The sequence below is a fragment of the Actinomadura sp. WAC 06369 genome, from assembly GCF_003947565.1.
GTDB classification, from domain to species: Bacteria; Actinomycetota; Actinomycetes; order Streptosporangiales; family Streptosporangiaceae; genus Spirillospora; species Spirillospora rifamycini.
This window is the reverse complement of record NZ_QHJN01000226.1, coordinates 1-10,373: the sequence shown is the minus strand read 5'-3', so window position 1 is coordinate 10,373 and position 10,373 is coordinate 1. Positions and strand designations below refer to the sequence as shown.

Below are 10,373 nucleotides of genomic sequence, written 5' to 3'. Positions count from 1 at the left end.
GCGGCCCACCGCTCCGTGCACTCCCTGCGCGGCGGGCCCGGGGCCAGGGAGAGGGCCGCGCCCGGGCCCAGAGGCGCGCGCACGTCAAGGGCGGCGGGGGTGGCGGCGGCCGGCGCCGCGCGCCGGGGGGTGGCTCGGCGGTGGGACACGGCCGGGTGGGGCCGCAGGCGGGCCGCAGGGGCCCGGGTGGCCCGGGGAGGACGCGGCCGCGGTGCGGAGCGCGCAGCCTCCGCCTCCGGGGCCCGGTGGGCCGTCCGGGCCGGGCGGCGCGGGTGCGGCGCAGGGGCCCGCGTGGCCCGGGGAGGACGCGGCCGGGGACGAGTCGGCCGCGCCGCCTTACACGGAGCTGGGGTTCCGGCCGTCCGGTGCGGCCGCGGGGCGGCACCCGTGGCCCGGGGAGGAGCCGGCGGGCGCGCAGCCGCCGCCGGGGACCGGGTGGCCCGGAGAGGACCAGGACGCACCGGGCGGCGGGCCCGCGGGCTCGGCGGCCCCGGGCATCGGGTGGCCCGGTGAGGACGACGCGAACGCCGCGCCGTACGCGGGGTACGGCCAGGCGGTCCCGCCGGGCGGGTTCGATCCGCGCTCGACCCGGGTGGAGGGCGGGCCCGGTGCGCCGGGACGGCCGCCGGGGACGCGGGTGCTCGGGCCCGGCGGCATGGACGAGGAGGCCACGGCGCCCGACGCGGGCGACCCGGGCACGCGGGTCATGTCGGAGACGATGGTCGGGAACTTCGACTTCCTGGACGACACGCCGTCCCCCGAGACGCCCGTCCACGAGATCCCGCCGCCGCGCGATCGGAGCGAGCGGCGGGCGATGGAGCGGTTCGGCATCGCGTACGTGTCGGGCGGCCACGACACGGCGGTGCTGCTCGACGAGCTGCGGCAGCAGGCGGTGGAGCTGACGGCGCCCGCGGGCGCGGGCTTCGAGGAGACCCGGGTGGACGGGGCGCCGAGCTCGATCCGGTCGGGCACGCCGGGCGTGCTGCTGGTGGGGGTTCCGCACTCGGGGCAGCGGCGGCTCGCCCGGTTGATCGCGCTGACGCTGCGGGACGGCGGGATCGGGGACGGGACGGTCCGGGCGCACGACGCCGAGGACGTGCGGGACGCGCCGGACGAGCGGCTCGGGCGGCTCCTCGCGGAGCCGGGGCCGGTGATCCTGTTCGAGCGGCTCGGCGCGGCGATCACCGAGGCGGCGGATCCGCACGCGGCGGCGGGGGCGGTGCGGCGGGCCCGCCGGGACCCGGTGAACACGACGCCGGTGGTGGCGACGTGCGAGCCCCGCGCGTACAAGCGGCTGCTGCAGGACCACCCCAAGCTGGTGCAGGCGTTCCGCGTGCACCGGATGCCGGACTTCGCGGACGTCGACAACCGGATGACGCTGCTGCACCTGCTCGCGGAGGAGCGGCGGGTGACGGTCGGGGCGGAGGCCCTCGAGCGGGCGCGGGCCGACCTGGAGCGGCTGCGCGGGCCGGGGGACCTCGTGAACGCGCGGCTCGTCGAGACGTACCTGGATCAGGCGTGCCAACGGAACATGCAGCGGGCGGGGGCGTCGCACGACCGGCTCGTCCTGACGCCGGACGACCTGGAGGGGGTCGCGGAGGGCATCGAGCCGGCGCTGCGGCCGCCGGGCGACATCGGCGTCCACCTGGCGCGGCTGGACGAGCTGACGGGCCTCGCGGACGTGAAGGCGGCGGTGCGGGAGCTCGCGGAGGAGGCGCAGGTCGCGGCGGACCGCGAGCGGCACGGGGTGCCGACGCCGGGCGCGCGGAACCTGCTGTTCACGGGGCCGTCCGGGACGGGCAAGACGACGGTCGCGGGCCTGCTCGGCGGCATCTACGCGGCGCTGGGCCGGCTCGGGTCGGGGCATGTGGTGGGGTGCCGTCCGGTGCATCTGGCGGGACGGGACGACGCGGACGTGCGGCGCCGCGTGACCGGGATGGTGGAGCAGGCGCTCGGGGGCGTGCTGCTGATCCAGGAGGCGCACCTGCTGGGGCGGTCCCCGGCGGTGGTGCGGGAGCTGCTGCGGGAGATGGCGGAGCGGCGGGGCCGGTTCCTGGTGGTGTGCTCGGGGCCGAAGGACGAGACGGAGCGGTTCCTGGCGGGCCATCCGGCGTTCCGCGCGGAGTTCGGCCGGACGCTGGAGTTCACCGGGATGGGCGACCGCGACCTGATGCGGCTGTTCCAGTCGTACGCCGAACGCGACCTGTACATGCTCGACGAGGAGCTGAAGGTCGAGGTGCTGACGCGGCTGGAGCGGATGCGGGACGACCCGGCGTTCGCCTACGCCCGGACGGTGCGGGCGCTGTTCGAGCAGACGGTGGCGCGGCAGGCGGCGCGGCTGGCGGGCGCGGACGTGAACGCGGCGACGGTGTCGCGGCTGACCGCGCGGGACCTGCCGGAGTCGCCGCTGGAGCAGATGATGGGCGACTTCCGGAACGGCTGAGCGGGGCGGCGCCGCGAGTTCGCGGCGGGCGGCGCGCATCATGCGGGGGTCACCCGGGAAGACCACCGGGGGGAGTGGCCCGCGAATGGCCCTCTTGGGTCATGTGCGTCGCGGGGCCATCCGCGTAGCCTCGAACGCGGGGTGCGGGGAACGAAACCGGGAGGTGGACGCGGTGCGCCGGCACGACCTCGATCTGCGCGTCCACGACCGCGTTGCGCTGGACGAGATCGAACTCTATGCCGAGATGCTGAGCGCGGTGGCGGCGGCGAAGGAGCCGCTGACCAACGCCGAGATCGACATGGTGCTCGGGCTGGGTCCCGGCGACGCCGGTCGTCGCGAGCTGACACCGCAGGATTAGCCGAACAACGGTCCGTGACCGGGGACGTCCGCGAGGGACGCCCCCGGTCTCTTTTTCGGTGCCCGGCACGCCCGCCGCACCGGACCGCGCGCGCCTGGCCCGCGGGCCGTCCGGGGCGCCGTCCGCCACCGCCGGACGGGCGTGCCGCTGGGGGAGCGAGCGGCGGCTGTAACCAATGTCACCTCGGCGTTCGCGGGGGACGACCGGAGCGACGCAGATGCGTCCGGCGGGCCACACCCTTCAGGGCATCCCGGCAAGTATGCGACTCACCGCCTAGGGCAGTCTTATAGGGAAGAGGGTTGGGGAACATCAGCCGAAGCTGGGGCAAAGGTTCTTTTTACGGCTGGTTGCGCCTACGATCCTCTGCGGACTGTTCCGGCACATCAGGAGAACGACGTGCGCTTGCGTCTCACGCCGCGTGAGGACAGCTTCTACGACATGTTCGCCGACTCGGCGAACAACCTGGTCACCGGTGCCAGGCTGCTCGTGGAGCTCATCAGCGACGGCGCCGACCGGCCGGCGATCGCGGAGAAGATGCGCGCATGCGAGCACGCGTGCGACGAGTCGACTCACGCCATCATGCGCCGGCTCAACGAAACGTTCATCACCCCCTTCGACCGGGAGGACATCTACCGGCTGGCTTCCACGCTCGACGACGTGATGGACGAGATGGAAGAAGCCGCGGACCTCGTCGTGCTCTACAAGATCGACGAGTTCCCCAAGGAGATCGTCCACATGGTCGAGGTCCTGGAGCGCGCCGCCGAGCTCACCGCGGAGGCGATGCCGCGGCTGCGGTCGATGAAGGAGCTCAACGAGTACTGGATCGAGATCAACCGGCTGGAGAACCAGGGCGACCAGGTCTACCGCAAGCTGCTGGCGCACCTGTTCAACAACGGCGGTCACGACACGCTCATGGTCATGAAGATGAAGCAGGTCATCGACCGGCTCGAGGAGGCGGCGGACGCCTTCGAGCACGTCGCCAACACGGTCGAGACCATCGCGGTCAAGGAATCATGAGCACTGCGGAGGAGCCGCCCGGCAGGGGCGGCGACACCGGCCGGGACGTCGGGGGGAAGGTCGGCGCGGTCCTGACCGAGCCGACGCCGCCGAGCGGCGAGCCGTCGCTGGCGGAGCAGGCGCGGCGGGGGCCGGACCGGTTCTGGCCGCTGCTCGGCATCGGGCTGCTGGCCGTGATCATCTCGGGCGCGGTGGGCCTCCAGTCGGAGGCGCAGACGGCCGTCCTCATCGTGGTCGTGGTCATCGCGCTGGTCTTCGACTACACCAACGGGTTCCACGACGCGGCCAACGCGATCGCCACCTCGGTGTCGACGCGGGCGCTGACGCCGCGCGCCGCGCTGCTGATGGCGGCCGTCATGAACCTGGTCGGCGCGCTGCTCGGCGTCGAGGTCGCCAAGACCGTCAGCGAGGTGATCACCCCGCCGACGGGCCTGCACGGCCTGACGGTCGTCGCCGCGGGCGTGCTGGGCGCGATCACCTGGAACATGATCACCTGGTACTTCGGGCTGCCGTCGTCGTCCTCGCACGCGCTGATCGGCGGCGTGGTCGGCGCGGGCGTCGCGTCGGCGTCCGCGGTCAGCTGGGGCACGGTCGTGGACAAGGTCGCGCTCCCGATGGTGATCTCCCCGGTGGCGGGGTTCGGGCTGACCTACCTGGTGATGGTCGCGATCCTGTGGATCTTCCGGCGGTCCAACCCGGGGCGGCTCGGGCGCCGGTTCCGCATCGCGCAGTCGCTGTCGGCGGCGTCCATGGCGCTCGGGCACGGCCTCCAGGACGCGCAGAAGACGATGGGCATCATCGTCCTCGCGCTGGTCACCACCGGGCACTCCGACGGGCAGAGCGTCCCGCTGTGGGTCATCCTGGCCTGTGCGGGGGCGCTGTCGCTCGGCACGTACGCGGGCGGCTGGCGGATCATGCGGACGCTGGGCCGCAAGGTGATCGAGCTGGACCCGCCCAAGGGGTTCGCCGCGGAATCGACCGCGTCGGTGATCCTCTACGCGACCGCCTACATCTGGCACGCTCCAATCTCGACGACGCACACCATCACGTCCTGCATCATGGGTGCGGGCGCCACGAAGCGGCTGTCGGCCGTCCGGTGGGGCGTGGCCGGGAACATCGTCACGGCGTGGATCCTGACGATGCCGGCGGCGGCCCTGGTGGCGGCCGTCGTGTACTGGATCGTGCACCTGTTCGGTGCGTGACCGGTGCCGGGGCGTCCGGTGCGATCTCCCGGCCGGTCCGCCGCCCGGTGCGGAGGACGGCGGGCCGGCTCGGGGCGAATAGGGTGAGGGCGTGAGTGGACTGCGGGCGCGCGCGACGCTGGGGACGGACGAGATCGCCGGGGCGCTGGCGGTCGCCGAGGCGGCCGCCGCGGCCGACGGGGTCGGCGCGCTGTCGGAGCACTCGGAGCTCGCCCTGAAGGCCGGACGTCCCGGCCTGCTCGCCGTCGAGGACGGCGCGGTCGTCGGCTACGCCCGGTTCGACCCGGCGGACGGCGGCGAGCCCGCGTCCGGCGAGCTCGTCGTCCACCCCGGCCACCGGCGCCGCGGCCACGGGCGGGCGCTGCTGCGCGCCCTGGCGGCGGAGGCGGGCGGCCCGCTGCGGGTGTGGGCGCACGGCGACCTGCCGGCCGCGGCCGCGCTCGCCCGCGCCGAAGGGCTCGACCGGGTCCGCGCCCTGTTCCAGATGCGGCGCCCCGCCGCCGACCCCCTCCCCGCCGTCGCGGCCGCCGAGGGCGTCGCGCTGCGCGCGTTCCGTCCCGGCGAGGACGAGGACGCGTGGCTGCGGGTGAACGCCCGCGCGTTCGCCGACCACCCCGAGCAGGGCGCCTGGACGATCGAGGACGTGCGCGACCGCGAGGCCGAGGCGTGGTTCGACCCCGCGGGCTTCTTCCTGGCCGAGCGGGACGGCCGGCTCGTCGGTTTCCACTGGACGAAGGTGCACCCCGGCGGCATCGGCGAGGTGTACGTCGTGGGCGTCGACCCGGACGCGCAGGGCCTCGGCCTCGGCCGCACGCTGACGCTCGCGGGCCTGCACCACCTGCGCGGCCTGGGCCTCGACCAGCTGATGCTGTACGTCGACGAGTCGAACACCGCGGCCGTCCGGCTGTACGAGTCCCTCGGCTTCACGCGGTACGCCGTCGACGTCATGTACGCCACGGCCGCCTGACCGGCTCTCGGCGGCCCTCCCGCCCCGCTGCGGGCGTTCCTGCCTTCCGCCCCGGGCACTTCCCGCCCCGGGAGCGTCGCGACCGAATTCAGTAGCCATACCCGGTTTCATGCCGGATGACCCCCGCGCGTGGCCCTCGCGATGGCGCATGCCCAAGAGTCCTTTACTGGACCGTGGGTGTTCTGAGCAGCGCTGTTAACCGGAACGCCATCACGAATCGGGGCATTCTTCGCAACCATGCCCGGCGTCGTTCATCGTCCGTTCACCCGGAGCGGGGCGGCTGGTCACCTCGCCTGCCTACCTTCAAATCCGACGGTGACCCCCCGCCCCCGGCCGGCCCACCAGGGCGCCGACCGGGGAAGCCCGCCCTGACGAAGAATCAAGAGGAGACCCTCCGGTGAAGAACGGTTCCCGACTTGCCGCACTGAGCGGCGTGGTCGTCGCGGGGGCGCTTGCCCTGTCCGCCTGCGGGAGCGATGCCAACGAGACCGAAGCCTCGGCCAACGCCCCGGCCGCCGGCTCGATCGAGTGCGCCGAGGGCAGCATCAACGCCGCCGGCTCGAGCGCGCAGAAGAACGCCGTCGAGGAGTGGTCCAAGGCGTTCGCCGCCGCGTGCCCCGGCGCCACCCTGAACTACAACCCGACCGGGTCCGGCGCCGGCATCCAGGCGTTCACCGAGGGCCAGGTGTCCTTCGCCGGCTCCGACTCCGCCCTGGACGAGGAGGAGAAAGCCGCCGCGCAGCAGCGCTGCGAGGGCGGCCCCGCGCTGAACCTGCCGATGGTCGTCGGCCCGGTGGCGATCCCCTACAACCTGGACGGCGTCGACGGCCTCAAGCTCGACTCCCCGACCCTCGCGAAGATCTTCGCGGGCGAGATCACCAAGTGGAACGCTCCGGAGATCGCCGAGCAGAACGAGGGCGTCACCCTGCCCGACACCGACATCAAGCCGGTGTACCGCTCGGACGAGTCCGGCACGACCGACAACTTCACCGACTACCTGAAGGCCACCGCGGGCGACGTCTGGAAGTGGGAGCCCGCCAAGAAGTGGCCGAACAGCACCGGCCAGGGCGCCAACAAGTCCGACGGCGTCACCCAGCTGGTGAAGAGCACGCCCGGGAGCATCTCGTACGTCGAGTACTCCTACGCCAAGAACAACTCCCTCAACACCGTCTCGGTGAAGAACGGCGCCGGTGAGTACACCGAGCTGACCCCCGACAGCGCCTCCAAGGGCGTCGCGGGCGCCAAGGTCGTCGGCACCGGCAACGACGTCGAGCTCGAGATCGACTACACCGCCAAGGAGGCCGGGGCCTACCCGATCGTCCTGGTGACGTACGAGGTCGCCTGCGAGAAGGGCCTGCCCGCCGAGCAGGCCGAGTTCGTCAAGTCCTTCCTGACCTACACGTCCAGCGCGGACGGTCAGAAGATCCTCACCGACATCGGCTACGCACCGCTTCCGCAGACCGTGCTGACCAAGGTCCAGGCGTCCGTGAAGGCCCTGTCCTGACGGCAGCCCGACCGACCAGCAGCCCCGCCGCCGAGGTACTCGGCGGCGGGGCCGGTCCGCGTTCGGCCGACGACGTGATCTTCAAGGAGGAGTCCCCGTGACCAGCGACACCGGCGTCCAGGCGCACGCCGCCGCGAAGGAGCGCGGCCTCGCCCGCGCGATGAGCACCGGCCGGGCCGGAGACAAGATCTTCGTCTCCGCGGCCCGCGGCTCCGGCCTCACCGTGCTGGCGATCGTCGCCGCCATCGCCGTCTTCCTGATCTGGAAGGCCGTCCCCGCGCTCCAGGAGAACGAGGCGAGCTTCCTCACCAGCGAGGAATGGAACCCCAACGCGAACCCGCCCGAGTTCGGCATCGCGCAGCTCGCCTTCGGCACGATCATGTCGTCGCTGATCGCGATGGTCATCGCGACGCCGGTCGCGATCGGCATCGCGCTGTTCATCTCGTTCTACGCGCCGCGGCGGCTGGCGTCCGGGCTCGGCTACATCGTCGACCTGCTCGCGGCCGTGCCCAGCATCGTCTACGGGCTCTGGGGCCTGATCTTCCTGTCCGAGTACATGGACGACGCCGGAGAGTTCTTCAGCACCCTGCTCGGCTGGATCCCGCTGTTCTCCACCGACAGCCCCGGCAAGAACTCGATGTTCGCCGCCGGAGTCGTCCTCGCGATCATGATCCTGCCGATCATCTCCTCCATCTCCCGCGAGGTGTTCCTGCAGGTCCCGCAGGCGCACGTGGAGGCGTCCCTCGCGCTCGGCGCCACCCGCTGGGAGATGATCCGCATGTCGGTGCTGCCGTACGGCCGCTCCGGCATGATCGGCGCCTCCATGCTCGGCCTCGGCCGCGCGCTCGGCGAGACGATCGCCGTCGCGATGGTCCTGACCTTCGTGCCCGGCATCAACTGGAGCATCCTCGAGAACGGCGGCAACACCTTCGCCGCCAACATCGCCAACAGCTTCGCCGAGGCCACCGAGACCGGCCGCGGCGCCCTCGTCGCCTCCGGCCTCGTGCTGTTCGTGATCACGCTGCTCGTCAACATGGCCGCCCGCGCGGTCGTCGCGCGCCGCAAGGAGTTCGTGTGACCTCCCCCTCGCTCACCAAGCCGTCCGGCCCGTCCGGCCCGTCCGGCCCGTCCCTCACGTCGGTGTCGGCATCCCGGAAGATCAAGGACCGGGCCGTCCAGGGGCTCGTCTACCTGGCGTTCGCGCTGGCGGTCATCCCGCTGGTGTCGGTCCTGTGGACGGTCGTCGTCAACGGCCTCGAACGGCTCGACCCGACGTTCTTCCAGTTCTCGATGAACGCGGTCAGCGGCATCGACGAGGGCGGCGGCGCCTACCACGCCATCGTCGGCACCCTCATGCAGGTCGGCATCACCACCCTGATCGCCGTGCCGATCTCCGTCCTCACCGCCATCTACCTGGTGGAGTACGCCGGCAACGGGCGCCTCGGCAAGATCGTCAGCTTCTTCGTCGACGTCATGATCGGCATCCCGTCGATCGTCGCGGGCCTGTTCGTCCTGGCGCTGTGGCTGCTCACCTTCGGCTTCGAGTACTCCGGCTTCGCCGGATCCCTCGCCCTGGTGATCCTGATGATCCCGACCGTCACGCGGTCCGCCGAGGAGATGCTCAAGCTCGTCCCGAACGATTTGCGCGAGGCGTCCTACGCCCTCGGCGTCCCGCGGTGGCGCACGATCCTGTTCGTCATCCTGCCGACGGCCATGAACGGCATCGTCACCGGCGTCATGCTCGCCGTCGCCCGCGTCATGGGCGAGACCGCGCCGCTCCTCCTCACGATCTTCTTCACGAAGGCGATCAACAACAACCCGTTCGACGGCCCCCAGGGCTCGCTGCCCACCTTCATCTGGGAGCAGGCCGGCGACCCGAACCAGAACTCGCTGGACCGCGCCTGGACCGGCGCGCTCGTCCTGATCGGCCTGATCATGCTGCTGAACCTGGTGGCGCGGCTGATCGCTCGGCGCCGTCCCGCCGGCCGCTGACCCGACCCCCGGCACGACCCCGATAGGAGCACCTGACCCATGGCCAAGCGGATCGAAGTCTCCGGGCTGCACGCCTACTACGGCGGCGTCCACGCCATCGAGGACATCTCGATGACGGTCGAGCCGCGCTCGGTGACCGCGTTCATCGGGCCGTCGGGCTGCGGCAAGTCCACCTTCCTGCGCACCCTCAACCGGATGCACGAGGTCATCCCCGGCGCCCGCGTCGAGGGCAAGGTCATGCTGGACGACGAGGACCTCTACGACTCGTCCGTCGACCCCGTCGCCGTCCGCCGCGTCGTCGGCATGGTGTTCCAGCGGCCCAACCCGTTCCCCACCATGTCGATCTACGACAACGTCGCCGCGGGCCTGAAGCTCAACGGCGTCCGCCGCAAGAGCCGCCTCGACGAGATCGTCGAGGAGTCCCTGCAGGGCGCCAACCTGTGGAACGAGGTCAAGGACCGGCTGGGCAAGCCCGGCGCCGGCCTCTCCGGCGGCCAGCAGCAGCGCCTGTGCATCGCCCGCGCCATCGCCGTGCAGCCGCAGGTCCTGCTGATGGACGAGCCGTGCTCGGCCCTCGACCCCATCTCGACCCTCGCGATCGAGGACCTCATCGCCAAGCTGAAGTCCCAGTACACGATCGTGATCGTCACCCACAACATGCAGCAGGCCGCCCGCGTCAGCGACCGCACGGCGTTCTTCAACATCGCCGGGACCGGCCGGCCCGGCAAGCTCATCGAGATCGACGACACCAGCAAGATCTTCACGAACCCGGAGCAGAAGGCCACCGAGGACTACATCACCGGCCGCTTCGGCTGACCCGCCCCGCGGCCCGTCCGTCCGGTCGGGCGGGCCGCGGGGCGGGTCAGCCGAAGCGGCCGGTGATGTAGTCC

At 72.3% G+C, this 10,373-nt stretch carries 9 protein-coding genes; all 9 read left to right on the top strand.

Features of this window, described 5'->3' with window-relative positions; all coding sequences use genetic code 11:
- The first annotated feature begins 211 nt into the window (after window positions 1-211).
- The 9 genes from DMH08_RS42535 to pstB all read left to right on the top strand — a co-directional run bounded on the left by DMH08_RS42535 (window position 212) and on the right by pstB (window position 10,299).
- Window positions 212-2,443 carry an AAA family ATPase gene (locus DMH08_RS42535; protein ID WP_125620642.1) on the top strand — a complete coding sequence of 744 codons (2,232 nt, stop codon included), beginning with the start codon at window positions 212-214 and terminating at the stop codon, window positions 2,441-2,443.
- Between the two features lie 163 nt (window positions 2,444-2,606).
- Entirely contained in the window at window positions 2,607-2,801 is a 195-nt protein-coding gene (locus DMH08_RS36045; protein WP_325052979.1) for a hypothetical protein, read from the top strand.
- A gap of 396 nt (window positions 2,802-3,197) precedes the next feature.
- The gene (locus DMH08_RS36040) at window positions 3,198-3,818 is read left to right on the top strand and encodes a DUF47 domain-containing protein (protein WP_026404434.1); all 621 of its coding nucleotides are present in this window, start codon (window positions 3,198-3,200) and stop codon (window positions 3,816-3,818) included.
- A complete protein-coding gene (locus DMH08_RS36030; protein ID WP_233618013.1) occupies window positions 3,815-5,020 on the top strand; it encodes an inorganic phosphate transporter in 1,206 nt (401 codons plus the stop codon). The genes DMH08_RS36040 and DMH08_RS36030 overlap by 4 nt, the downstream gene beginning before the upstream one ends.
- A gap of 91 nt (window positions 5,021-5,111) precedes the next feature.
- Window positions 5,112-5,987 carry a mycothiol synthase gene (mshD, locus tag DMH08_RS36025; RefSeq protein WP_199748167.1) on the top strand — a complete coding sequence of 292 codons (876 nt, stop codon included), beginning with the start codon at window positions 5,112-5,114 and terminating at the stop codon, window positions 5,985-5,987.
- 397 nt (window positions 5,988-6,384) lie between these two features.
- Window positions 6,385-7,491, top strand: coding sequence for a phosphate ABC transporter substrate-binding protein PstS (gene pstS, locus DMH08_RS36020; protein ID WP_026404431.1), 1,107 nt, complete (start codon window positions 6,385-6,387; stop codon window positions 7,489-7,491).
- 160 nt (window positions 7,492-7,651) lie between these two features.
- On the top strand, window positions 7,652-8,569 hold the full coding sequence (pstC, locus tag DMH08_RS36015) for a phosphate ABC transporter permease subunit PstC (RefSeq protein ID WP_084550873.1): 918 nt from the start codon (window positions 7,652-7,654) through the stop codon (window positions 8,567-8,569).
- Complete coding sequence (gene pstA, locus DMH08_RS36010) at window positions 8,566-9,483, top strand: phosphate ABC transporter permease PstA (protein ID WP_125620640.1); 918 nt, start codon at window positions 8,566-8,568, stop codon at window positions 9,481-9,483. The genes pstC and pstA overlap by 4 nt, the downstream gene beginning before the upstream one ends.
- A 39-nt stretch (window positions 9,484-9,522) precedes the next feature.
- Entirely contained in the window at window positions 9,523-10,299 is a 777-nt protein-coding gene (pstB, locus tag DMH08_RS36005) for a phosphate ABC transporter ATP-binding protein PstB (protein WP_026404428.1), read from the top strand.
- The last annotated feature ends 74 nt before the right edge of the window (window positions 10,300-10,373 follow it).

Bases quoted from the DNA above. Each gene is read 5' to 3' on its own strand.
- DMH08_RS36030 (WP_233618013.1), top strand. From the start codon at position 3,815: ATGAGCACTGCGGAGGAGCCGCCCGGCAGGGGCGGCGACACCGGCCGG.
- pstC (WP_084550873.1), top strand. From the start codon at position 7,652: ATGAGCACCGGCCGGGCCGGAGACAAGATCTTCGTCTCCGCGGCCCGC.
- pstB (WP_026404428.1), top strand. From the start codon at position 9,523: ATGGCCAAGCGGATCGAAGTCTCCGGGCTGCACGCCTACTACGGCGGC.